This window comes from Paenibacillus terrisolis, assembly GCF_056171975.1.
In genome coordinates this window covers 1-23,459 of sequence record NZ_JBKFGG010000040.1, presented here as the reverse complement: position 1 = coordinate 23,459, position 23,459 = coordinate 1, and the positions used below count along the sequence as shown (strand labels likewise).

At 51.0% G+C, this 23,459-nt stretch carries 22 protein-coding genes; 4 read left to right on the top strand and 18 right to left on the bottom strand.

Translation table 11 applies throughout. From position 1 onward, the window contains the following. The 6 genes from ACI48K_RS22545 to ACI48K_RS22520 form a co-directional block, all read right to left on the bottom strand. Complete coding sequence (locus ACI48K_RS22545) at positions 1-2,790, bottom strand: glycoside hydrolase family 3 C-terminal domain-containing protein (RefSeq protein ID WP_475029939.1); 2,790 nt, start codon at positions 2,788-2,790, stop codon at positions 1-3. 102 nt (positions 2,791-2,892) lie between these two features. Then, the gene (locus tag ACI48K_RS22540) at positions 2,893-4,833 is read right to left on the bottom strand and encodes an ABC transporter permease (RefSeq protein ID WP_475029894.1); all 1,941 of its coding nucleotides are present in this window, start codon (positions 4,831-4,833) and stop codon (positions 2,893-2,895) included. Continuing rightward, positions 4,830-5,585, bottom strand: coding sequence for an ABC transporter ATP-binding protein (locus tag ACI48K_RS22535; protein WP_475029893.1), 756 nt, complete (start codon positions 5,583-5,585; stop codon positions 4,830-4,832). Before ACI48K_RS22535 ends, ACI48K_RS22540 begins: the two co-directional genes overlap by 4 nt. Positions 5,586-5,685: 100 nt before the next feature. After that, on the bottom strand, positions 5,686-6,693 hold the full coding sequence (locus ACI48K_RS22530) for a sensor histidine kinase (RefSeq protein WP_475029892.1): 1,008 nt from the start codon (positions 6,691-6,693) through the stop codon (positions 5,686-5,688). Beyond that, positions 6,690-7,382 carry a winged helix-turn-helix domain-containing protein gene (locus tag ACI48K_RS22525; protein WP_475029938.1) on the bottom strand — a complete coding sequence of 231 codons (693 nt, stop codon included), beginning with the start codon at positions 7,380-7,382 and terminating at the stop codon, positions 6,690-6,692. Before ACI48K_RS22525 ends, ACI48K_RS22530 begins: the two co-directional genes overlap by 4 nt. Positions 7,383-7,445: 63 nt before the next feature. Continuing rightward, positions 7,446-7,988 carry a PadR family transcriptional regulator gene (locus ACI48K_RS22520; RefSeq protein ID WP_475029891.1) on the bottom strand — a complete coding sequence of 181 codons (543 nt, stop codon included), beginning with the start codon at positions 7,986-7,988 and terminating at the stop codon, positions 7,446-7,448. Between the two features lie 215 nt (positions 7,989-8,203). Between ACI48K_RS22520 and ACI48K_RS22515 the strand changes: the two genes are divergently transcribed. From ACI48K_RS22515 to murI, 3 genes are all read left to right on the top strand, one after another. Next, complete coding sequence (locus ACI48K_RS22515) at positions 8,204-9,415, top strand: alpha/beta hydrolase family protein (RefSeq protein ID WP_475029890.1); 1,212 nt, start codon at positions 8,204-8,206, stop codon at positions 9,413-9,415. 164 nt (positions 9,416-9,579) lie between these two features. After that, positions 9,580-10,233: an HD domain-containing protein gene (locus tag ACI48K_RS22510; RefSeq protein WP_475029889.1), complete on the top strand. Its 654-nt coding sequence runs from the start codon at positions 9,580-9,582 to the stop codon at positions 10,231-10,233. Positions 10,234-10,263: 30 nt separating this feature from the next. Then, entirely contained in the window at positions 10,264-11,043 is a 780-nt protein-coding gene (gene murI / locus ACI48K_RS22505) for a glutamate racemase (protein WP_475029888.1), read from the top strand. A 44-nt stretch (positions 11,044-11,087) separates the two neighbouring features. On the opposite strand, the gene ACI48K_RS22500 is transcribed toward murI, so the two are convergent. The 9 genes from ACI48K_RS22500 to ACI48K_RS22460 all read right to left on the bottom strand — a co-directional run bounded on the left by ACI48K_RS22500 (position 11,088) and on the right by ACI48K_RS22460 (position 19,201). Then, positions 11,088-14,474 (bottom strand): endo-beta-N-acetylglucosaminidase, encoded by a 3,387-nt coding sequence (locus ACI48K_RS22500; protein ID WP_475029887.1) that lies wholly within the window; start codon positions 14,472-14,474, stop codon positions 11,088-11,090. Between the two features lie 357 nt (positions 14,475-14,831). Further along, positions 14,832-15,341, bottom strand: coding sequence for a GNAT family N-acetyltransferase (locus tag ACI48K_RS22495; RefSeq protein ID WP_475029886.1), 510 nt, complete (start codon positions 15,339-15,341; stop codon positions 14,832-14,834). 44 nt (positions 15,342-15,385) lie between these two features. After that, positions 15,386-15,736, bottom strand: coding sequence for a hypothetical protein (locus tag ACI48K_RS22490; RefSeq protein ID WP_475029885.1), 351 nt, complete (start codon positions 15,734-15,736; stop codon positions 15,386-15,388). Continuing rightward, on the bottom strand, positions 15,733-16,113 hold the full coding sequence (locus ACI48K_RS22485; RefSeq protein ID WP_475029884.1) for a GNAT family N-acetyltransferase: 381 nt from the start codon (positions 16,111-16,113) through the stop codon (positions 15,733-15,735). Before ACI48K_RS22485 ends, ACI48K_RS22490 begins: the two co-directional genes overlap by 4 nt. Next, positions 16,110-16,325 (bottom strand): hypothetical protein, encoded by a 216-nt coding sequence (locus tag ACI48K_RS22480; RefSeq protein ID WP_475029883.1) that lies wholly within the window; start codon positions 16,323-16,325, stop codon positions 16,110-16,112. Before ACI48K_RS22480 ends, ACI48K_RS22485 begins: the two co-directional genes overlap by 4 nt. A gap of 18 nt (positions 16,326-16,343) precedes the next feature. Beyond that, a complete protein-coding gene (locus tag ACI48K_RS22475) occupies positions 16,344-17,156 on the bottom strand; it encodes a class I SAM-dependent methyltransferase (RefSeq protein WP_475029882.1) in 813 nt (270 codons plus the stop codon). Between the two features lie 147 nt (positions 17,157-17,303). Continuing rightward, the gene (locus ACI48K_RS22470; RefSeq protein ID WP_475029881.1) at positions 17,304-17,684 is read right to left on the bottom strand and encodes a cupin domain-containing protein; all 381 of its coding nucleotides are present in this window, start codon (positions 17,682-17,684) and stop codon (positions 17,304-17,306) included. A gap of 78 nt (positions 17,685-17,762) precedes the next feature. After that, entirely contained in the window at positions 17,763-18,416 is a 654-nt protein-coding gene (locus tag ACI48K_RS22465; RefSeq protein WP_475029880.1) for an NAD(P)H-dependent oxidoreductase, read from the bottom strand. Then, positions 18,413-19,201, bottom strand: coding sequence for an alpha/beta fold hydrolase (locus tag ACI48K_RS22460; RefSeq protein WP_475029879.1), 789 nt, complete (start codon positions 19,199-19,201; stop codon positions 18,413-18,415). The genes ACI48K_RS22465 and ACI48K_RS22460 overlap by 4 nt, the downstream gene beginning before the upstream one ends. Before the next feature lie 225 nt (positions 19,202-19,426). Here ACI48K_RS22460 and ACI48K_RS22455 point away from each other — a divergent pair, with 225 nt between their 5' ends. Continuing rightward, positions 19,427-20,191 carry a SagB/ThcOx family dehydrogenase gene (locus tag ACI48K_RS22455; RefSeq protein WP_475029878.1) on the top strand — a complete coding sequence of 255 codons (765 nt, stop codon included), beginning with the start codon at positions 19,427-19,429 and terminating at the stop codon, positions 20,189-20,191. A 120-nt stretch (positions 20,192-20,311) separates the two neighbouring features. Here ACI48K_RS22455 and ACI48K_RS22450 read toward each other — a convergent pair whose 3' ends face one another. Genes ACI48K_RS22450 through ACI48K_RS22440 form a run of 3 tightly spaced genes read right to left on the bottom strand, consistent with a single transcriptional unit; the run spans position 20,312 to position 22,807 of the window. Next, complete coding sequence (locus tag ACI48K_RS22450; RefSeq protein WP_475029877.1) at positions 20,312-21,064, bottom strand: ABC transporter permease; 753 nt, start codon at positions 21,062-21,064, stop codon at positions 20,312-20,314. Continuing rightward, positions 21,058-21,834, bottom strand: a complete 777-nt coding sequence (locus ACI48K_RS22445; RefSeq protein ID WP_475029876.1) for an ABC transporter ATP-binding protein — start codon at positions 21,832-21,834, stop codon at positions 21,058-21,060. Before ACI48K_RS22445 ends, ACI48K_RS22450 begins: the two co-directional genes overlap by 7 nt. Further along, positions 21,818-22,807 carry an ABC transporter substrate-binding protein gene (locus ACI48K_RS22440; protein WP_475029875.1) on the bottom strand — a complete coding sequence of 330 codons (990 nt, stop codon included), beginning with the start codon at positions 22,805-22,807 and terminating at the stop codon, positions 21,818-21,820. Before ACI48K_RS22440 ends, ACI48K_RS22445 begins: the two co-directional genes overlap by 17 nt. Positions 22,808-23,459 lie beyond the last annotated feature (652 nt).

The following is a 23,459-nucleotide window of genomic DNA, read 5'->3' as shown; positions in this document are numbered from 1 at the left end:
TTATCGCTTGAATTCGATCCAACCGATCTGGATACCGGGTTTGATGAAATCCAGCTTCAGCTCATAAAGACCGGCTTCGAGCGCGACCTTTTCCAGCTTCTGCATCACCCACTCGCCTTCCGTTCCGTGGGTCTGAATCGTGGTCGCGAGTTCGCCGTTCAGGCTGACGTTGCATGCGCTTTGGGCAAGCGAGGAATCCGGCGACATGACGTTGACAATGATCCGGTATTCGCCGGACTCCTCTACCTTCAAATACGCTGGCGCATCCGCGCTTGGCACCACTCGGGCATTTCCCGAGATCGTCTGCACGTGAGCCTCTGCAGTAATCGAAGGATTCGCTTTGAACGCGTGAACCGACTCTTTGATCACCTGTTTCCGGGAAATCACGGGAGAACGCATGATAAATTCGCAAATATTCATTGCGCTGCGCTGAAGTTCCCCGCGGGTTATGGTTCGCTTCTCCAAGGCTTCCATCGTATTATCGTTCATGGCATTAACTTCCGCGCCAAAGTTAGGAACTACCATGTAAAGATCGTTTTGCGCGCGAACCATCCAGCTCGTCCAGCGCTTGTCGGCGGGCCCCCCGTCAACGCAATCGTTCATTTTCGCCCACCAATCCGTCATGACGATTCCTTGAAAGCCCCATTCCTTACGAAGAATCGTCGTGTTCAGATCATAGTTGGAAGCCGACCAGTGACCGTTCACCGGGTTATAAGCAGTCATGACGGAAATCGCGCCGCCCTCTTTGACCGCCATTTCGAAGCCCTTCAAATACACTTCGCGAACCGCTCGTTCGGATACCACCGCGTTGACTTGGCTCCGATGCTTTTCCTGGCTGTTGCAGGCAAAATGCTTCAACGTCGCATTCGAGCCGCCTTGCCGGATGCCGCGCGAGCACGCAACGGCAAAAATACCGGTCACGAGCGGATCTTCCGAGAAATACTCAAAATTCCGTCCATTAAGTGGACTGCGGCGGATGTTAAGCCCCGGTCCAAGCAGGGTATCGATGTTATAACTCAGCATTTCCCGGCCTTCCATTACGTAAAGTTCTTCAACAAGCTCCGGGTCCCAGGTAGCGGCCAGCAAGGTGCCGATGGACACCTGCGTCGCCATATGCCCGCTGTCCATACGGATGCCGGACGGACCGTCCGCCGCGCAGGCTAGCGGAATGCCGTAGCTTAACAACCGGTCGCTGACTCCCCCGAAAGCGGCGGCCGTACCCGGAGTAACAAGCGGACTGCTCATGCCTTCTCCCCGGACGATGGAAGCCAGATCCTGATCGGAGAGCTGCGCGACGAAGTCCTTTAAGTTGATTTTTCCGTCGTGAACGTCTTTTAACTTATATCCTCGATCCCCGGTTTGCTCAAGCGTTTCCGGGAGATTCGCCTCGATCCGATTCCGCAGGGAAACCTGGCGCGTCGGCACCGCTTCTTGCCCAAGCTCATAGGAACCGTCTTGTTTTCTGGAGCCCGGCTTCATTCTCGCGAAGCTTTCCGTCGGCGCCAATGCTTCTTCAAGCTGCTCCACAACGCGAAGCTCGTCCAGTAAGTAACCGTCCTGTCCCTCAAAATGGACACGGGTCAGATTCTTTACGCTGCTTCCCGCAAAAAACTGGTACGTCCCGGCTTCCAATACATAAGCCGAACGGAACCCCGTCACTCCGCCGTCATCGTAGGAAGCGAGCGAATTAAGCGGAAAACGAATGGTGAGCCGCTGCGATTCGCCGGGCTGCAGCACTCCGGTTTTTCCGAATCCGGCCAGCACTTTCGCCGGCTTGCCCAGTTTGCCTTGCGGCGCTTCTACGTAGATCTGCACAACCTCTTTGCCCGCATAATTGGTTCCAATATTTTGCACGGCAACACTGACTTCAAAATGCGGCCTACCCGCTATAGAAGTAAGTGTTGCCGCTTCGGGTGTAATTTCGAACTCCGTATAAGACAACCCATACCCGAATTCGAACTGCACCTTGTCCGGGCAAAACGTCTCAAAATAACGATAACCCACATAAATATCTTCCTGATAAACGTTCGTGAACTCACCGCCATGATTGCGGGTCGACGGATAATCGTCGATGGAATACGCAATCGTATCGGTCAGCTTGCCGCTTGGCGTCACCTGGCCGGCAAGCACGTCGGAAATCGCGTTTCCGCCCTCCATCCCGCCATGCCACGCATAAATAACGGCGGAAATCGGGTATATGTATTCTTCGTCGTTCAGCCAGCTCATGTCGATGATATTGGAAACATTCAGCACGACGGCCGTTTGTTCGAAATGGTCCGTCACCTTTTTCAGCATTCCCCGTTCTTCCGGCGTCAACAAATAGCTGCCCGGCTCATGCGCATTATCCTGATCCTCGCCGGCGGTCCGGCCAATGACGACGATCGCTTTGGCGGAATTTTGACGCGCATCGCTCACCAACTCGTCGGTCAGCGGCATTTCTTGCTGGAACCAAGGCTCCGCCGCCCAGCCCCCGCCGCCGTTGTCGAACGGATGATCCTCCACCCATTTCTCGTAAACCGCGGCAAGCTTCTCATTGACACTGATGTTCGGTTGCTTCCGAAGGCCCTCCAGAAGATTTGTCGTATAAGGCACGTTTACGCTGCCTCCCGACCCGGTGCCGCTGCGGTAGTAATCAATTTGAATTCTTCCGAAAATTGAAACGCCTTCGCCTTCCCGAATCGGAAGGACATTCCCATCGTTTTTCAACAGAACGGAGCCTTCCGCCGCCACTTTTCTGCTGAATTCGGCAAACCCTTGCAAGGGATTGCCCAATCTCTCTTTCTCTGCCACTCTGCTCAACTTATTCCCTCCAATATTGTCAATCCATACATTTCAGTATACACAAAAAAAGAAGAAGGCCGAAAGAGTCTGACCTTCTTCTTTTCATTTTTTTTACAACGCGTCTTTAATAACCCGTTTATAAAAGAGCACCGACAGCAATCCGAAAATTGAATACAGCGCCGTATACAGCAGCATGACCAGAATCATGGGCATCCACAACTCCGTCCCGAACAAAAACCAGCCGGATTTGATGGCAAAATAGCTGTGGGACAGCCCGACGACCAGCGGAATGCCGAAGTTAAACACCTGCTTGAACTGAATGCCGCGCAGCATATTTCCTTCCGTAAATCCAAGCTTCCGAAGGATCGTGTAGTTTGGTTTCTCCTCTTCGCCCTCGCCCATTTGCTTGAAGTACAAGATGCAGCCTGAAGTAATCAGGAAAGTAAGTCCCAGAAATCCGACGATAAACATAATAAGCCCCATATTCGTCTTTTGATTGATCGTCAGCTCATGTTGGGACATATATCCGGCTTTCTCCGAAAACCGCAGCTCATGAAAAATCGCATCGGCTTGATCCAATTGGGACGCGTCTTCGATATCAATGGCAATGTACACATCACTATCCTTTTGAACCTGCGGGTCCGCCTCTCGGGCTAAACGCTCATAGACCGTTTGATCCACAATCGCCGTCGGCAAGTTTACCGAGAAATAAATGGGAAGTACGGCGTCCTTATCCAATCCGGTCAGATTCAGCCGAATCCCGTCTCCGTCTGTCGGCCCCTCCATCGTTACCTCTCCGGTTGAACGGATGCCCATAAATTGACTTACGGCATCGCTGGAACCGGCAAAAAGAGTTTCGTCCGGAGACATGTCTTCGCCGGGAACTTCGGCGTCGCTCACAACGGGGAGCGGTGTGAGCCCGCTTGTCGCGTTGAAGTCCGTGCCGATGATCTGCGATAAATCCGCATTCACCATCACCACATGCCTGCGCATTTCCCGATAGACGATTCCTTCTTTCTGCAGCGCCTCGGTAAACTTCACAGCGTCGTCTTCCCTAAGAATGGAATAATCGTTCGGCACGTTTTGCATGGCGGTCTTTTCCGCCGAATAGAACGAAATATAGCTTAGCGACAACAGCCCGATCGCCAGCGCCGAAACCGTAGTAATAATCGTCAGCAGCAGGGCGTTCGATTTCATCCGGAACATGATCGAAGACAGGGACAGCACATCTTTGAGCGACAAGTATCCGCCCTTGCTTTTGCGGATCATATTAAAAATAAAGCTTACCGATCCTTTATAAAACAAATAAGTTCCCAAAATCACCGAACCCAGGATGAAGATCATCGCCAGGAACATCTCTGTCAACTCGGTGTAATCCCCGCTGAACAGCTTTGTGGACAGATCGTAGCCGAGCGCGATCAGGCCGATTCCCAGCAAGCCCATCACAATTTCGGAAAAGGGCATTTTGCGGATCTTATTCTCGGTGGTGGATTGAACCCGGAACAAGGACAAAATGCTTTGTCCCCGGATAAATGTGTAATTCATCAGCATGATGAGCAGGTAAATCGCCGCAAACACAACCACCGTCTGAAACAGAGCCTGTACGGAAAAATTCAGATTGGCGGCCGCCTTCACGTCGATGATTTTGAACAGGATCATCATAAGCAGACGGGAGACGGAAAAGCCAATGAAAATGCCAAGCAGCATGGACCCGAAATACAAAATCAGATTTTCGCTGCTCAGTATCCAGAAGATCCTTCTTTTCGTCAGTCCAATCAGCTGGAATAACCCGATTTCTTTACCGCGCCGCTTGATGAAGATGTTGTTCGCATACAGCAGGAAGATGGAGACGATCACAACCAGCAGGACCGATGCGGCGGATAAGCCGGCAGAACCCTTCACGGTTCCTTTGGCTTGATCCAAGGAAGGATCAAACTTTAAGGTCACGAACGCAAAATAGAGCGCGACGCTGAACACCAGCGCGAAAACGTACAAATAATAGTTCTTCAGGTTTTTCTTCAAATTGCGGTAAATCAGGTAATTCAGGTTCATACTTGTACACCGCCCAGCACGCCTTGCGTTTGAATGATACCGTTGAAAAAAGCCTGTCTGGATTCCTCCCCTTTATGAAGCTGGGTGTAAATCTGTCCGTCCCGGATAAAAACGACTCGGCTGCAGTAGCTCGCGGCCACCGGATCATGGGTCACCATGACGATTGTGGCTTCGATTTTTCGGTTCAGTTCGCTCAGTTTTCCCAGCAGGTCGGAAGCCGACTTCGAGTCAAGCGCCCCCGTCGGCTCGTCGGCAAAAATAATGCTCGGGTCATGGATAAACGCCCGCGCCGCTGAAGTCCGCTGCTTCTGTCCGCCGGAAATTTCGTTCGGGTACTTGTCCCTCAGCTCGTAAATCCCCAGCTCCTCGGCAACGCTCTGGAACTTCCGGTCCGCGTCCTTCCGGGACACCTTTTTGATCGAAAGCGGCAGCAGCACGTTTTCTTTGACCGTCAATGTATCAAGCAGATTGTATTCCTGAAAAATGAACCCGAGGTGATGCTTGCGGAATTCGGCGAGTTCCTTCTCCTTGAGCCCGGTGAACTCCTTGCCCTCGATCTTGATGCTGCCGAGACTGACTTTGTCAATCGAGGACAACACGTTCAGCAGCGTCGTTTTGCCCGAGCCGGAAGCGCCCATAATGCTGACGAATTCGCCCTTTTCCACTTGGAGATCGATTCCCCGCAGCACTTCCTGTTTGTTGAATTTGTTTCCATAGCTTTTATGAATTTTGCTGGCTTCCAAAATGGCCATGCTCCACACTCCTTTGCTTCTTGCCCCTATCATAACCAAGGAGGCCCGGCGGAGTCCTTCGATTCGCCGAACAAAACAGCGCAGGCATGTGACATTGTTGTCACATGCCCATCAGCCCCACAAATTCATTGCTTTTCGGAAATGTCAGCGTAAAGGTGGTTCCTTCGCCCAGCCGGGAATTCACCGTGATGCGAATCAGGAGCGAATCGGCTACTTTTCCCGCCAGATAAAGCCCCATTCCGGTCGCGGCGCTGCCGACATGCTCGGACGTGGACGTAAACCCCTTGTCGAAGATGCGCGGCAAATCCTTCGAATCAATGCCTCTGCCGAAGTCCCGGATGCTTAAAAAGGCTTGCCCCTCTTCCATGCAGCCGCTTTCGATCACGATGTCGGACGCGCCGCTGTACTTCACGGCATTGGACAACAACTGCCTGAGGATAAAACCGAGCCATTTCACGTCCGTCAGCACCTCGCTCTCGCGAAGCGAGACCTCGAAGCCGATGCCTTTTTGCAGGCACCAGGATTTAAGCTCCTTGATCTCTTTATAAACGACGGCTTCAAGCTCCGCTTTTTCGATGTAGAGATCGTTTTTAATAAAAGGAATGCGCTTTTGATGCAGCTGCCGGTCCAGCAGCATATGAACCCGCAGCCATTCGTACATAAGCTGCGATTTCAAAGTCTCGTCGTCCAGACGTTCGATCATGAGCTGCATCGCCGTAAGCGGCGTTTTTACTTCGTGAATCCAGGACAGAAGCTCGTCCTTCTCCTGCTCCAGCTCCACCCGCTGAAGAGAGATGCCTTGCCGGTACCGTTCCGTTTGCAGCGTGAGCACTTCCATCGCGATCTCCTCAAAAGGGCTATCCGGATCAGCGACCGAAGCCAGTTCATACGTATCGTCCCATGCGGCCAGACTTTTATAGAACCGCGTTTCCTTCGGATATCGGAGGAAAAGAAACCCCACGAATGCCAGCACGGATAAAAACACGAAATAGAGTATCGGAAGAAAAGGAATGGCATTATCGACAAAAGCGACGAACAAAAGCAACAGCTGAAAGAAAGAAAAAAGCAGGATCCAGCTTAAGCGTTCAACCAAATATTTTACGATCATAACGGAGCCGCTTCTTCCGTGGCCATGTAGCCTTGTCCCACTTTGGTTTCGATAAAGGCGTCAAGGCGGATCGCCTCCAGTTTTTTGCGCAGACGATTCACGTTCACCGTCAACGTGTTGTCGCTGACGAAATGCTCGTTGTCCCAGAGATGCTTCATCAGTTCCTCTCGGCTAACGATCGCATTTTTCTTTTCAATAAGCAGCTTTAGTATATACATCTCGTTTTTCGTCAGCTCGACGGCGCCCATGTCGTTCGACACGGTGTTCTTCACGTATTCCACGGCTGCGCCGCGCCAGGTTCGCAGTTCCGTCCGTTCCGTGTTGTAATTGTATACCCGGCGGAGCGTGGCCTGGATTTTAGCGATCAGCACGTCGAAATGAAACGGCTTCTGGATGAAATCATCCGCGCCAAGCTGCATGGACATGACCATATCGGCGGGATGATCCCGGGAAGACAGAAAGATGATCGGCACATTGGAATGCGAACGGATCATGCGGCACCAATGGAAGCCGTCGAACTTCGGCAGTTGGATATCGATAATGACAAGCTCGGGGCGGCACTCCGTAAATTCCTCGATCACCTTCCCGAAATCCCGAACTCCATAAACCTCATAAGACCACTGAAGCAGCCGGTCCTTAATTTCCTGAAATAAAGTTAAGTCGTCTTCGATCAGCATTATTTTGAACAAGCATATCACCACGCTAAATGAAATCGGCATTCCAGGAATGAACGCCATGGATGTTTCTCTTGGTTAAAGCTTGGCCAGCAACCCCTCGCACCAATTGATGTAGGTCCGTTCGTAAGAGACTCCGAACTCTACGATCGCAATGGACGAGGCATACTGATCGGGATCGGCAACGGATTCCTTAAGCCGGTACAACTCCTCCGTCTTGTCGAGATACATCGCCAGCCTCTCTTCGTGCTGTTTTTTGGCACTCTCGATCAACGTTCTCATTTTCTCCGGCTCAACCAGCCAGGAATTATATATTTTCAGAAGAAAATCGTCCCGGACGTTCTCCACCGCCTCCGTGTCGATGATCGTCCAATCCACGATGGCTTGTCTTCCCGCCTCAGTCGCCGCATACACCTTCCGGGCCGGACGATAGGTATTCTGTTCAACTCCTTGCAATTCGATGAGACCTTCCGTCTCCATCTTGGACAATTCGGGATAGACCTGATTGCTGCCCACTTTCCAGAATGGACTTAAACGGTTATTCATTTGCTGCTTGATGTCGTATCCGCTAAGCGGCTCGCGGGCAAGCAGCGAAAGGATAGCGTAACGTATCGAATTCATTTCAACAACCCCTGCCGTTTCAATTGGATAACACGAATATTTTAAACCAGTTTCCCGGAATAAACAACAAATCTGATATAGGTCAATTTTAACTCATAATAATATTGACCTATTTGTTTTTATAGGTTATATTTAACCTGTATCAAAGATGATCTATAAATTGTCAGTCGGTTTGCCGGGAATCATACTTTAAAAGAACATGGAGTGGTGATCAAATGAAGCTTGTTTTTGAAGATCAGACGTTTTCCTTTGAACTGCTGAGAACTTTGTCTTACGCCCCTTATGGAGGCGCCGACATCGGCGAATGCCTGTCGACCGCTTACCGGATTCAAGAAGGAGATTTTGAAAGCTGGTACAAGGCATGGGTTGGGGCGGCTCAAAGAGTCCGCTCTTTAGGCGATCAGAGCCTTGCGCGGGGCAACCGGATTAGTGCCGGGCAATTTTATCTGCGCGCCTCGAATTACTATCGGGCTGCGGAGTTTTTCCTGCATGGCAATCCCGAAGATCCTCGAATTATCGAGACTTGGGGAAACAGCCGGGAGTCGTTCCGCCAGTCCATGCAGGAATTAAAGGTCAATGTGGAGCAAGTCGAAATTCCCTACGAGGGAACCACTTTGCCCGCCTATTTTTATAGAGTGGACCGGGAGCAGCGTCCCGTGCTGCTTGTCCACGGCGGATTTGATTCCATTCAGGAAGAGCTTTATCTCCAGATCGTATCGGAAGCGCTGAAGCGCGGCTATCACTGCTTAACCTTCGAAGGTCCCGGTCAAGGAGCGGTCATTCGCGAGCAGCATCTTCCGTTCCGGCACGACTGGGAAAAGGTGGTTACGCCGGTTGTCGACCATTTGCTGACCTATCCCGAAGTCGATCCGCAGCGAATTGCCCTGATGGGCATCAGCCTCGGCGGCATTCTGGCTTCGCGGGCGGCCGCATTCGAGCATCGGCTTGCGGCTTGTATTGCGAATGACGGGCTCTTCTCCTTCCAATATGGGGAAATGAGCAAGAAACAACCGCCCGCCTCTTTCGATCAAGGTCCCGGACCCGAGATGACGGTCGATCCCGCCATTATGGAACAGGCCTTCAAACAGATGTTGAACTCCATGGGCACCAATATTCGCTGGGCTATCGAGAACGGGATGTTTACATTCAAAGCCGCCTCGTTACAGGAGCTTGTCGACAAGACGGAACCCTTCACATTGGAGGGAATTGCCGAGAACATCAAGTGTCCGACTTTGGTATGCGAAGCGGAAGCCGATCATTTTTTTGCCGGTCAGCCTCAGCAGTTGTACGATGTGCTGACCTGCCCCAAAACCTACATGAAGTTCACGTCGGAAGAAGGCGCCGAAGAGCACTGCCATTTCGGAGCGCTTCTGTTCTTCAATCATCGTGTGTTCGAGTGGCTGGATGATACGCTTCAAGTGAAATAATTTAATCGCTTAAGAATTCACTGCCTCCGACCGGCCCTTCGCGGCTTTCGTCGGGGGCAGTTTGTCTCTGGGGAGGTAACCATTTAAACAATTTCAATTTTGCGGTAAGATGATAATCAGCGACTCCGCAAAAATCGGGGTTCGAAAGGTCGTGTTGTCGGAAGATGCTTTCATCTCAAGAGGTCATAAAAAAAGCGGAACTTTTTGCACAAGAAGCGCACGGAAGCGATGGCAGCGGCCATGACTGGTGGCATATTCATAGAGTAAGGAATACGGCAATGGCTCTTGCCAGGGAGGAGCAAGCGGATGTATTCGTTTGCGAGCTGACCGCCCTGCTGCATGATGTGGCGGACGAAAAGCTGAATCCCTCCAAGGACGCCGGGCTGGCCAAGGTTCGCGGCTGGCTGCTGGAACATGTTGAAGACGAATCCGTCGTCTCCGAAGTGATGGAGATTATTGCGACAATGTCTTATAATGGCGGAATGAACCCGCCGATGTCTACCCTCGCGGGACAAATCGTTCAGGATGCCGACCGGCTTGACGCCATCGGTGCGATCGGCATCGCCAGAACCTTTGCTTACGGCGGCTCCAAGGGACGGTCCATACATGAGCCGGGACGGGATTTTGCGGAGGTCGGATATCGCAGCGAGGAGAACACGTCCATTCATCATTTTTACGAGAAGCTGCTCAAGCTGAAGGATCTGATGAATACGAAGCGCGCCAAGGAACTGGCCGAATCCAGACATGAATTTATGCTGCGGTTTCTGGAGCAGTTTTACCGGGAATGGGACGCAGCCGACGAAAGACAGCCAAGATAAGCATAAACCAAACAAATCCAGGTGATACAGGTGAAAATCGCATTTTTTGATTCGGGGATTGGCGGCTTGACCGTGTTAACAGAAGCTATGAAAAAGCTCCCGGAAGAAGACTTTCTTTATTTTGCCGATACGCTGCATGTCCCCTACGGGACCAAAACGTTACCCGAGGTCAAGCGGTACGTTCAGGAATCGGTCGGACTCATCATGCGTGAAAACGTCAAAGCGCTGGTCGTGGCCTGCAATACGGCGACAAGCGCGGCGATTGACGAACTTCGAAGCACATACCGCATCCCAATCATCGGTATGGAGCCAGCGGTGAAACCGGCCGTTCGCCGAAGCCGCGAAGCCGGCAAACGGGTGCTTGTGTTAGCCACATCGCTAACGCTGAGTTTGTCAAAATACACCGACCTTGTGGCCAGAGTCGACGATCACAAAGTCGTAGATTCCATTCCGCTGCCGGAGCTCGTGCAATACTGCGAGCAGCTTAACTTCGACCCGGCCGAAATCGAGCGGTATTTCGAGGAAAAGCTGGCCGGAGTCGACCTTGCTGAGTACGGCACGATCGTGCTCGGATGCACGCATTTTCCGTTTTACAAGCCGCTGCTGCGGCAAGTCCTCCCGCCTCATATCGAGCTCATCGACGGGAGCCGGGGGACCGTGGACCGGCTGTGCTGCATGCTGGGCGAACCCGCAGGTGTTGAAAACGCCGCTATGCCCCCGGCGCCGGAGATCAAGTTCATGTGCTCGGACGGCAGCGCGGCTTATTTGGATAAGATGCGCCAAGCACTCGATTATCTGCAAAAAAATTAAAAAGAGTCGGCGCTTGATGCCGACTCTTTTTTTAATGCCATGAATTATTGTTCTTGCAGAAGCAGGCTTGCATCGCGGAGCAAATACTCGGCGGCTTCATCGGTAATATGCTTGCCTCTCTGTGCGTTCACCTCATGGACGAAGCTGTCCAGTGCGGGAGCATCCGTATGCAGCTTTGCTTGCAGGCTGTTTGCGATGCCACCGTTGTCAATCCCCTCTTCCTTCGCGAACTTATCCACCAAGGCGTTCAAGGAATCGAGGCTTACCGCGATTTGAAAATGAATCGTTAAATCGGCGCGGTTCCCCGCCAAATCGCTGGCCGTGACCACGATCGTATGCTCGCCGGGGGTGAGCTTATACAATTCTAAACTTATTCCCGGCTGCATAACTTCACCGCCGAGCGTGACGGAGGTTTCGCTTCCGTTGACCCCCGCCCCCTCGTCCGTCACCGAGATATCTACCGTAACCGACTGGTCATCGGTAAACACGTCTCCGTCATGAATAGATGCTGTAATCGTCGGCGCCGTTAAATCGAACCCGGAAACCGCCCGATCCAGCACCTCCTGAACGGACGCACTGCTAAAGTAACCGCCTTGGGGTTTTCCGCTAAGGAGCGCAGCGGCAACGGTATTTTGGGCAGCGCCGTTCAGGCGGCTGTACGTTTCGAGGTTCAAATGGAGCCCCGGAGCCGCGGGAGATCCGAGCAGGCTGACGATGCTGCCCGCATCGGCTGCGCTGTTAAGGCTTTGGAACACCGGATTGATGCCATACCCGTTAACCACGAATTCATAGATTCGCGCCGCGTTATCGGTGGTAGCGGTTGGCTTCGTAATCCACAGCCGGACATATTTCGCTTCGGCCAAATCAATCACGTCTTGGGTGAGTCCCTTCGTGTTGCCCTGCACTGTGACAACGTCTCTCCAATTCGCTTTGTCGTCGCTAAGCTGAATTTTATAGTCGGACGTGTTCATGCTGATAGCCTCTCCACCCAGCTCGGCATGGGAGATGGCAAAATCCGTAATCGCGTAGCTGCCTCCCAAATCGCTGACGACCCAGCGCGGTCCCGCACCGGCATTGCCGCACCATTTGGTCGAAAGGCTGCCGTCAAATGCATATTTGGCCGCTTCGCTTGCGGCGCAGGTTGAATCGGCGTTTGCCGTTTTGTTCAGCGCCAGGTTCGACAACCCGCCCGAAATCGCCCAAGTCACATGGATCTCCGCCGTATGGCGGTCTTCGCCCGAGCTGTTGGTTGCGATTAACGTGACCGTATACGTTCCTTCTTGAGCGAAGGTCACGCTAGGATGCCCTGTGCTGTAATCCACTTGACCTCCAGGGATATCCCAGCTCACCGAATCGGCCGTTTTCGACGATTGGTCGAACAAATCTACCGGCTGCCCCGGAGCGGCGTAGGATTGGCTCATGATGAAATTCGCCACGGGTTTCGGATATTCAGGCCACTGCAGTGTGACCGTCACCGGCGTTCCGCGATGGAAGTCGCGGTCAACCCCGACGATTTCCAGCACCGACTCCGTTTCTTTCCCGATCCGTTTGATTTCGGGAACATAATACGCGTTGTTTGGCGTTGCCCCGAGGATTTCCCGGGTTCCATCCGGTTTAACCCGATAAACCTCAAACAAGGAAGCAGCCGGATCGGTTTTCGTCCACTTGATCCGCGCGTCCGCCGCAACTCCACCGTCAAACTCGTTTTCCATCGTGGGGTCGCTAAGCTGCGGACCAAGCTCCGGTTGCCCTGCGGATTCCGAAACGGACAGTTCTCCGATATTCACCGAGTAGCCGGGGATTGGCGTTTCGCTGGCAAAACGCAGCCCTATCGCCGCAATCCTTTTCCCGGCGTGCTCACCCATCGGGATTTGGCGGGTTGTCCAGCCTGCTCCGGCAGAGGCGCCCGCATCCCAATACTCGAATTTGTTCGGATCGTCCGAGAAAGAAACGCCGACCTGCATATGCGACTCGGCTGATCCCGGATCGGACAATTGGAAGGCAAGCCCCAATGTGGTGTCCGCATCCACCGGCAGATCGGTTTTGTACAGCTTGATCGCTGTGGCGTTTGACGGACCAAGATCGCCGGAAACCTTAAGCGAGCTGCCGCCGTAATAGACTGTGGAGAAATCGATATCCGGCTTCAAGGGAGTGCCGGGGCTATCGGTAATCCAGCGCCAGGTCGGCATGACATCCATCAAGCTGCGGTTGTTCCAGTCTTGGTCGCGAAGCACTTCGCCGTTCACCGCAAACAAATGACCTTGCCCCGCGTTAAAATGGGTCACAAACGGCAAGCTTGTCACCGGCGTCTTGTCCGGTATGAAGTTGGCGATACCTGGCCAGCTGGCTCCAGGAGTCGTTCGGCTCGGGTCGCCGCTAGGCCCGACCCAGAATCGGTTGTCTCTGGCGTAAAAATCCGTCTGCCCGCTCGAAGACTTGTAAGCCCAGTCGGGACGGTATAGCCCGAGGGACATCACCGGGTTGCCTCCGGCCGGGAAAATGGAAGACCATCTGGCCGAGGTATTGTAGCCGTTCGCCTCCACATCAATGCCTGCGTAGAGATCGTATGGACTTCTCCCAAGGCTTGCGGCCATCGCGTTCGACGAGCTTAACGTGCTTGCGCTCCATCTGAAATCGAGGAACATGCTGTCGGACACTTTCGCGCCGTCATCCTGAAAAAACATCCGGTTGCTCGCATTCAGCGCGCCCTGCCAGGAAACGCTGCCGCTGCTCACCATAGCGTCATACCAGAAAATCTGCATATCTGCAGGTTTATGAGCCCCCAGGTACTTCAGCATCTGCTGCATTTTCACAGCCGTGGTCGAATTGCCTCCGGCCGTTTCCTGATTAATGAACCAGCCGTCAAAGCCGTAATACTGCGCGACTTCAATCAGCTTATCCGCAAAAGGAAACGAGCCGTCCGGATTTTGTACCAGAGAATCGTTGACCCAATCGATTTTCCCGCCATAAGCCGTGGGAGGATAAAAAATCGTGCCAAGGATCGGTACGCCGTTTTTGTGCGCGGCATCGATGGCATCGGCGCTTGGAGGAACGATAATCCCTTCTCCCGAGGAGCCGGCCCAGTCGACAAGCATGTCTACATACTGCCAATATTGAAAAGCGTACGTATTGAACTGGTTCGAGCCCTGCGACGGCGTTCCGCTTGTGTGATCGGCCATCGAAGAAAGCGCTGCCAGTTTTGGGTTTAACGTCACATTCGGATTCACCTGATATCCCGTATAACGGCTTCCCAGCGGAATTCCCGACTTATTGAAGTCGGCGTCCTTGTCCGTTTGCGGCGACCAGCTCAGCAGGTCCTTCGGAAACCAATAAGAGGAATAAGGCTGCTCGGCATGCGCGTTTGACTGCCAAAGCAAGCCGAAAAACAGGAATATGGCGGCACCGGTGATCCATTTTTTCCAAGAATACAATTCCATCCACCCTTTCCGTCAACAAAATGGATAAAGCGTTTACACGAAACCATGCAAATCAGCAGAATTCCAAACTTCACGCCCTTTTCCCAAAACTCCCCTCCATTCTTCAATTGAGTTGGCAAAAATTAGACAAAACCTGTCTTTCAGGCAATATTTTACTTTTACTCCCGGTAGACAGATAGTGTACAAACTATAGAAAACATGGAAAAATTAAAGAAGTTTTTCTTTTTCTCGCTTCGGTTATGTCAAAAAAGAAAAAGCCGCACTACAATGAAGTGCGACCTTCTTTTTATATTCCGCAAATTCCCGGCCTGCGGCGGATTTGACAGCACCGTCAAGCATTTGGCTTCTCTTTCACTTGACATATTCGTCTCTTAAAATCCCCATGAGGACCAATGACTCATAGCCGTTCGCCGTTTTGACGCTTTCCCTCAGCTCGCCTTCAAACCTGAATCCCGCTTGCTCGTATAGGTAGCGCGCCCTGGAATTATGCGCCCGGACATCCAGCCACATCCGATGCGCCTGAAGTCTCTCGAACCCGTACTGCTGCAACAGCTTTAGCAGCGCTTTTCCATACCCTTTTCCTTTATCCGAAATAGCAAGCCGCATGATCTCCACAGAATCGTTGTTACTTTCTATCCCCAACAAAATGACATACCCCACCACATTTCCGCTTCGGTCTTCAATAACGAGATGCAGACAGTCGCTTAGGCTAAGCGCAGTCAAATGCTGATCCCACGTCCACTGCGAAATAAACGGCGTGTTCTCCGGATCCTGCTCGGTACGCAGGATGTAGTCCAGATCGGTTACTTGCGTACGCCTGAAGTTAATCAGATCGGAAGTAATGATGTACTTTTCACTCATATAATCATCTCCTCATTGGATAAATGTTCTGTATGTAGTTATTACTATCGATTGTCCGTCTCCTGATCGAATCCGGCCCGCTCTCTTCCGGCTGCTTCTTGCAGCTCCCCGGCATTGTCTTGAGCTGAAGCGTCCTTCGGGATTTTCTCCAAAAATCGCTTGATGCGCTCATGCTCTTGTTCAACCTCGGCCCAAATCAAGTAGACTATTCCCGCAATCAACGCCAGGGCGCTTAATACCGTCGGCCCGTTTCCGACGTAATCCAGCATGTCGTGAAATAACTCACTGTTCCACATGGTTAACCCGGATCCAAAAATCGCGGCGCTGAGATATTTTGCGCCGTACAAAAAAGCGGAAATACCAATCAGCAAGACGCCCGTCGTTCTTCGGCTCATTCGAATCCCCCTTTCCTCTCACTGAGCTTGTCGAATAGATTCTTCAAATAATCCGTTTTAACGATTCCATAATATATCCTATCATCGTATTCAACTTCATCTTGATAATAGAAAGATTGTCTTAATGTTCCCTCATACGCCATCCTTGATTTCTGCAATACTTTGCCCGAAGCCGTATTCTTGCCTCTATGAAAAGCTTGTAATCTGTTTATTCCTGTGTTTTCGAAAGTATATTCGATAACCGCATTTAAAGCTTCAGTTGCGAACCCGTTCCCCTGATAAAATCTACTGACGCCATATTCAATGTCCGCAAAATGATGCTTTGAATCAATACTGCAAAAAGCAATTTGTCCGATGTTTTCATTGGTTTCTTTCAAAATAATAGCCCATCTGTAAAAATCATTCCGGGAATATAATGAAATCCACCGGTCCAAAACCTCTTTGACCAAACCGGTTCGCCGTAATTAAACTGGATTTCTTTATCATTTATCCAGTTAGCAAACATTTCCTCAGCATCGTCAATAACGAATTTCCTTAAAATTAATCTTTCAGTTTCTATCGTTTGAGTTCCGGTATGGGTCAGATTCACTGGAGCTGGCCCTCCCATTTATTCGCTACCCCTTTTACGGCACAAATATAATCCGTGATTGCTAATTCCAAGAGTGGACGGCTCGGCGCAAGTCTGTAAATGGTAGCTCACCCATTCTTGAAACTCGTCTTCACTCAGACCGTTAACCGTATTTCTCATAAAGAGGCCGACTCCATCGGTAGCCACATGCTCGAGCTTCAAGGTGTCATGGCTTTTTAATAATTCCTCGATCTCGCCGGGGGCATGAAAATAGGCATCCGTCCAAAAACAGTCCTCGTCCTCGGCATCGATAAATCCCTTCTCTAAAATGGTTCTTCTCCATTTCTCATTCAAATACTTTCGGTCGCCGCCGGCCAGAAAAGGAAACATGAAAAACCGGTTGATGTACGAAACGGCAAGAAGGCCCCCCGGTTTTAGCACTCGAAGACACTCCGTTATGCATATCTCCTGATCCCTTATGTCCGTTAAATGATACATCGGCCCTAGGCATAACACCGCATCAAAGCTTGCTTCCTCCAAATCCGAAAGGTCCCTCGCATCCATCAGAGCCGCATGGACATTTTGAAGGCCCTGCCGGTCAATCTGATCCTGAATGATTTCGACATGTTTCGGTGTAATATCCGTTGAAACGATGTCATTGCCTTTTCCCCTATCTGCATAGTAGAACGAATAAATCCCTGTGCCCGCTCCCAGCTCAAGAATCCTGGATCCGTTTGATAGATATCGATCCAGAACATGGGCCGTTGTGATAAACTCCAGCTTCCGGGAATGATCGGTGGTTAACCTTGATGACTCGTCATAGTTACTGTAGTAATTGATTACGGCTTTCATGGCAGGTCCTCCAAAAATTGTATAACACCCAGCAGTTAAAAAAACGCCCCAACCGCAGATAGCATTCATCCTGGGTTGGGGCGTGTTGGCAGCTAAGCATCTTTCATGATTATACATCTGCCTGCTGAGGAGCGAAAGACTGCGGCTTTATTCTTGTTCCAGATACGTTATATTGAACGAGTTATTGGTAATGAACAATACCGTAGCCCCGCCTTCAGCGGCGGCACCGTGTTCCGCAACGATTCCTTCGGGAAACCAGACGAAGTTCCCGGGGCCAAAAGACCCTTGACTGGTGTACAACGTTCCTTCGAGGACGTACATGCCGTGCGACATATTTTCATGGATATGCCATGGAGTGATGAATCCCTCCGGATAGTAACAATAATTAATGAGCATGTCGGTGTCGGGGTCGTTAAGCAATTTCTTTTCAAGCATGTTTATGCCGGTGCCCTCTTTTACCAGTTCATCCCATTCCATGTTGTTGATGTCTTTCACAATGATCTTGATTTCGTTCTGTGCTTGTTCCATTCTGTTCCATCCTCCTGATAAAATAAAATGCGCTTTACGGCTTGTGCACTCGTTTGGATCATGGGTAACATCTCGCAATTACTTCCCGTTGTGTCCGCCAATCTCATTCAATCTTTGCCGGAATTCAGTTAAATAATCTTCCCTTTGCGCTTGAGAGACATGCGCCGGCTGCCAGGCGATAAAAGGAGGTCTAACTTCCATCCCGGCGTAAGCAAGCGTTCCCTGCTGAATCCCCTCCAAATGATGCTCCAGCATGCCGAGCTCGCCCGTCTCGCCATATTCGTCCGGATCGGCCCCCGTCGTGATCGCCAGCATGGCTTTTCTGCCCTTTAACGGTCCAGTTTCATGTCGGGATTCCCGCCCATAAGCAAATCCCGGCGTAAATACCCGATCGAACCATCCCTTCAAAATAGCCGGGGCAGAATGCCACCACAGCGGAAAAATAAAGAGGATCTCGTCCGCCCACTTCAATTTTTGCTGCTCGTCCACAATATCCTTCGACAACATGCCATTCTCGTAAGCATGGCGCTGTTCCGCCCCATATTTCAAAAAGGTCGGATTGCCCCGTTTCACAAAATCATCGCTGTCCGCAACGGCTTTGAAATTCATAGCGTATAAATCGGATACCGTCACCTTATGCCCGAGGCTTCGCAATTCGGCGATAGCCGTATCGCGCAAAGCCCCGTTAAAAGAACGAGGTTCGGGATGGGCATACACAATCAGTATGTTCATGTTAGTTCCCCCGCCTCCCTAATGTCTGTCAAAAACCGTTCAACCATGGCGTTGAATGGTTCCGGTTCCTCCAAATACGGCAGATGTCCGCAGTTCTCCAGGATCTCAAGCCTGGCGTCCGGCACAATATCCTGAATCTCCTGTGCATAATATTCCGGCACAAACCGATCTTTTGCACCGCGCACGATGAACACGGGACAAGTCAGATCACGCAGCCCATCGCGCTGATCCACATCAGCCAATTCCATGAACAAACGCTGCACCAGCTTTCGGTTCAGAGTTTTCAGCGAGTTTTTGAATCCCCTTACAATGCCGGGAACCCCCAAAACACCCATTTCGCTCAGCAGCAAATTGGCCCACTGCTCGCCTCCGTCATTCAGATCCAGCAGGCGATAGATATCCACTCTTTCCTGTCTGTCGTTCGGGCGCAAATGCATAAACGAATTTACGATAATGAGCGCATTTACGAGCGCCGGACGGTGAGAGGCCAAATCTACGGCTACCCGTGCGCCTTTGGACAAGCCGCAAACTGCGCAGGACGGGATGTCCAAATGATCCAACAGCGCTGCAACCACCTTCCAATAATCCCGGAAACTGAAGGAACTTCCTTCCGATTTTCCCTGACCGGGCAAATCCAAAGTAATTACCGTATGCCCGGAAGAGAAATATTTTCGCTGATACAGCCAATTATCGCTATTCCCGCCAAGCCCATGCAGAAACAACAGCGCCGGACCCTGCCCTTCTTGATGGTAGAAAATAGCATGACCCTCATAAATAAACCGCATCCCTTTCATCTCCATTGCCGCTTGATTTCAGGTTTATGGTTCGCAAAATGATTGCCGCACCACATCAAATATATAGGCAAACCCCTATCAAGTAACCATCCAATTCGTATTTTTCTGTGCGTACCATTTGAGTTTTTAATGACCGAATAATGACTCAGGTCACAGCGAAGCTTTGGCGACCGGATATACTAAGAACGACTAAGGAATCCAAAGGAGAACCCCTTTATGGCGAGATATGAACAACAAAGAAATTTTTTGAAATCCAACTTTCACGAATTCAAACATATTAAGACAGATAAGATAAAAGGAATTGAAAAACCGCCCATCGTTAAGCCATATGAACCATCATCATCGACGATTATTGATCTTCCGGAAATTAACGGGGACGTTGTAAGCAGAGAAAATATTTACGAGTGCATTAAGGAAAGAAGAAGTACGAGGTTTTATTCGGAAGAAAATTTGAGCCTTGAGGAGTTATCCTATTTATTATGGGCTACCCAAGGAATTGCCGGCACGACCAAAAACGGACTCACCCTGCGAACCGTCCCCTGCAGCGGCGCGACCCATACCTTTGAAACCTATTTGTTCATCATGCGAGTGGACGGAATTCGCCAAGGAATATACAGATACCTTCCCGTAGAGCATAAGCTTCTCTTTATGTTTGAAATGGATGAAATTGATCAAAAAATTGATGCGATTACGTTAGATCAGCCTTTTGTCCCTAATTTTGCCAAAAAGGCATCGGTCATATTTGCTTGGAGCACAACTCCCTACCGCTCGGAATGGAAATATGATATTTCAGCTCACAAGAAAATACTCATCGATGTTGGACATGTCTGCCAAAATCTTTATTTAGCAAGCGAATCTATCGATGCAGGCGCCTGTGCCATCGGAATCTATGATCAAAAACTGATTGATGATGTTTTAGGATTGGACGGTGATGATGAATTTATCATCTACCTTGGCGCGGTTGGGAAGAAACGACAATAATACTTGCCCTTCATTATCAGGGGTAACATCCTCGTATCTACGACGCGACCCGGCCTCAGATCATGAAGACAATCTGAGGCCGGGTCGTGTGATGTTTGAGTATGTTTTCAGCGCCCCACCCTACGCCCGCCACTTCATGAATCGGTAGTCCATCAGGTCGACCAGCAGGAACAGGACGAAGCCGATCAGGCTGAACAGCAGGATACCGGCGTACATTTGCGGATAATCCAGCCTGAGCCAAGCGTCCATAATAAAGAAGCCCATGCCATGCTCGGTGCCGTAAATTTCAGTGAAGAACAGGACCGAGATGGCCGTGCCAAGCGAGATACGGATGGTGCTGAGGATCACGGACAATGCGCCGGGCAGGGTAACATGCCAAAATTTCTGACCGGCCCCTGCGCCAATGCTTGTCAGCACATCATAGGCGCTCGCCGGAATCGCTTTTACCCCGTCCCGTACGGAAATGATAATCTGGAAAATAAGGATCAGCATAATCATGAGAATCTTGGAAGTCTCGCCAAGCCCGAAGAACAACATCACCACCGGGAGCAGGGCGATTTTGGGCACCGGATACGTCAAATACACCACCGGGTCCAGCAGCTTGTTCCAGAGCGCCGAACGCCCCATCAGAAGCCCGATCAGCAGGCCGACGATCAACGCGAGCAGGACTCCGGCAAAAATGCGCATCAGACTGTAGCTTACATTCAGTACAATATTCCGTCCGCCAAGTTGTCCCATCGCCTGATAAACCGCCAGCGGACTCGGCAGCATCGGATGATTCACCAGCAAATACGCCACGTACCAGACCGCATTTATTCCCAAGAACACCGCCAATAATCTTAAAATATAGTTGAGCCGCCGTGGTTTCACCATTTCTCCTGCATTACCTTTCGGATTCTCTTGATCTGGGCAAAAAAGGCATCGCTGGCCCGCTTCTCCCCATGTTCCAGCCCAAATACCGCCTCATTGTCAATAATCTCCGGTGCCTCGCTCTTGCTGGACGGGAGCACGATGATCTTCTGCCCCAGCAGAACGGCTTCATCCACATCATGCGTCACGAACAGCGCCGTGGCCGGGTTCGCCTGCCAATGCTCCAGGAACAACTGCTGCAGCGCTTCACGCGTGATAGCGTCCAGCGCAGAGAACGGCTCGTCCAGCAATAAAATAGACGGCACAATCGCAAACGCCCGCGCAATGGCAACCCGCTGCTGCTGTCCCCCGCTCAGTGACAGCGGATAGCGCTCCGCGAGCTCCGGAATGCCCATCGCAGTCAGCCAATGGTCAATCTGCGTCTCCTGGGCCTGTCTGCTCAGCCCCTTAGGATTAGCGATCTTCATCGCTACCCTGATGTTGGACTTCACCGTCTTCCAGGGCAGGAGACCGTAATTTTGCGGTACCAGACCAATCAGAACGTCCTGTCCGCGCAGAGACTGTCCATTGAACAGCAGCTCGCCCCGATATTCCGGCAGGAGGCCGGACACGGCGCGCAGCAAGGTGGATTTCCCGCTCCCGGACGGCCCCAGAATGGTGTAAATCCCATGCTCCGGCAAGCTGAAGTCTACTCTCCCTAGCGCCGGTACCCCGCTCTTGTATTCAACCTCAAGGTCCTTTACGCGCAAGCCGCTATTATTTGAACTGGACATCGGAAATCACATCTTTGGGGGCAATGTCTTTGGTCAGCAGCCCCTGCTCGCGGGCCCAGGCAAACGCCGCTTCAACCTCGTTCACATCGACCTGGTTGGCCGGGATGTAAGCCGGTACCTCAATTTGGTCCTTCAAGGTTTCCGGGTATCCGACCTCCTTAATCACCAGATCGATATAATCCTTCTGGTCATGAGACTTCATGTACGCCACCGCATCGTCGTAGGCTGCGTACATCGCGCGGATTGCTTCCGGCTTGGCATCAATCGCGCTTTGCGGGAAGGCCAGAACGAATGGGTTTACATGGGCCTGGCTCGTGGAGCTAAGCACGCGCAAGCCGGATGCTTTCCCCATCGTGACGAACGGCTCCGGCAGAACCGCGGCGTCCGCCTTGTTATTTTTCAGCAGCTCAAGCCGGGTTGGAATTTGCGGCACTTCCGTGACATGGATATCCTTCTCCGTCAGACCGGCCTGCTTCAGCATCATGGCAACCGTGTACTCCGTGGAGGTGTTCTTGGACAGAATCACGGTTTTGCCCTTCAGATCCTTCACATCCTGAATCTCGTTATTGCCGGTCAGCAAATCAAACTCCCCGAAAGTCGTGCTGGTTATTTTAACGTTTAGTCCTGCTTCATTATAGATCGAAATGGCAACCAGATCGGCACTAATCCCGTCAACCTTGCCTGCTTGAAACGCTACATCGCGATCTTTGGCGCTTTTAAAAGTCTGGATATTCAGATTCACCCCGTGCTTCTGATCAAAGCCCTGTTCATGGGCAATAATGAACGGAATTGCATCAATCGAGGGCAGTAGGCCTAGCGACAGATCCTGTAGCTCCGCCGGCGTATTGCCTGAGCTATTGCCTGCGCTGCCAGTGTTCCCATTATTTTTGCTGCCGCACGCCACACTCGCTATACTAACGACAAGCACCAGCACCAACAGCATCATCATTCTTCTTGTTGTCCCAAACTTCATGGTTGTCCCATCTCCCCTATGTGCTCTCTATAGAATTGGCATAAAATATGCCTTATTACTTGAGGCGTCTTCCGCAGCTTTGCGCTTTTATTCACAAAATCATGCATTACACAGCACGTTAGCTCGTTCAGCAACCTCAAATAATGTCATTTTACACCTATCGCTGCATTTTGTATATTTGCAAATTTAAATAATTTCCAAATCATAACCATCTTCAAACGGGTGAAACTCTAACATGTGACCAAACTCAAATGGCTATATGGCTCTAAAACTATAAGGCTATATGGCCGGCTCACGTCTAAGGGGCCTGCTTTTCCTTCGCTCGGCCACTGCGGTCTATGCCATTAATGACGATTTGCGTATTACGAATACATTTATCGGGTTATTACTGTCTAGATACGAATGCTCCTTTTACACATTTCACTGAAGAATTCTCGCGAGAAGCCGAAATCAACTTGGTTTTGAACCGGGGAACTCCCCTCTGGAGCTCGAAGTCCATTGATTTACAATTTACTAAAGGGAAAAGCTCCCGCTAACTTAAGCAAAATGAGGATTTACGGCGTTTTAATTGGAAATACTCCCACTGCTATGAACGAATTTGTCAATTCCCCTGTTTTTCCCCCTTTAAACCAAGGGTTTCAATTCCTTGGGC

Excerpts from the sequence above, each read along its gene's own strand:
- ACI48K_RS22540 (WP_475029894.1), bottom strand. The coding sequence starts at position 4,833 with ATGAACCTGAATTACCTGATTTACCGCAATTTGAAGAAAAACCTGAAG.
- ACI48K_RS22535 (WP_475029893.1), bottom strand. The coding sequence starts at position 5,585 with ATGGCCATTTTGGAAGCCAGCAAAATTCATAAAAGCTATGGAAACAAA.
- ACI48K_RS22530 (WP_475029892.1), bottom strand. The coding sequence starts at position 6,693 with ATGATCGTAAAATATTTGGTTGAACGCTTAAGCTGGATCCTGCTTTTT.
- ACI48K_RS22520 (WP_475029891.1), bottom strand. The coding sequence starts at position 7,988 with ATGAATTCGATACGTTACGCTATCCTTTCGCTGCTTGCCCGCGAGCCG.
- ACI48K_RS22515 (WP_475029890.1), top strand. The coding sequence starts at position 8,204 with ATGAAGCTTGTTTTTGAAGATCAGACGTTTTCCTTTGAACTGCTGAGA.
- ACI48K_RS22510 (WP_475029889.1), top strand. The coding sequence starts at position 9,580 with ATGCTTTCATCTCAAGAGGTCATAAAAAAAGCGGAACTTTTTGCACAA.
- ACI48K_RS22495 (WP_475029886.1), bottom strand. The coding sequence starts at position 15,341 with ATGAGTGAAAAGTACATCATTACTTCCGATCTGATTAACTTCAGGCGT.
- ACI48K_RS22490 (WP_475029885.1), bottom strand. The coding sequence starts at position 15,736 with ATGAGCCGAAGAACGACGGGCGTCTTGCTGATTGGTATTTCCGCTTTT.
- ACI48K_RS22475 (WP_475029882.1), bottom strand. The coding sequence starts at position 17,156 with ATGAAAGCCGTAATCAATTACTACAGTAACTATGACGAGTCATCAAGG.
- ACI48K_RS22470 (WP_475029881.1), bottom strand. The coding sequence starts at position 17,684 with ATGGAACAAGCACAGAACGAAATCAAGATCATTGTGAAAGACATCAAC.
- ACI48K_RS22465 (WP_475029880.1), bottom strand. The coding sequence starts at position 18,416 with ATGAACATACTGATTGTGTATGCCCATCCCGAACCTCGTTCTTTTAAC.
- ACI48K_RS22460 (WP_475029879.1), bottom strand. The coding sequence starts at position 19,201 with ATGCGGTTTATTTATGAGGGTCATGCTATTTTCTACCATCAAGAAGGG.
- ACI48K_RS22455 (WP_475029878.1), top strand. The coding sequence starts at position 19,427 with ATGGCGAGATATGAACAACAAAGAAATTTTTTGAAATCCAACTTTCAC.
- ACI48K_RS22450 (WP_475029877.1), bottom strand. The coding sequence starts at position 21,064 with ATGGTGAAACCACGGCGGCTCAACTATATTTTAAGATTATTGGCGGTG.
- ACI48K_RS22445 (WP_475029876.1), bottom strand. The coding sequence starts at position 21,834 with ATGTCCAGTTCAAATAATAGCGGCTTGCGCGTAAAGGACCTTGAGGTT.
- ACI48K_RS22440 (WP_475029875.1), bottom strand. The coding sequence starts at position 22,807 with ATGAAGTTTGGGACAACAAGAAGAATGATGATGCTGTTGGTGCTGGTG.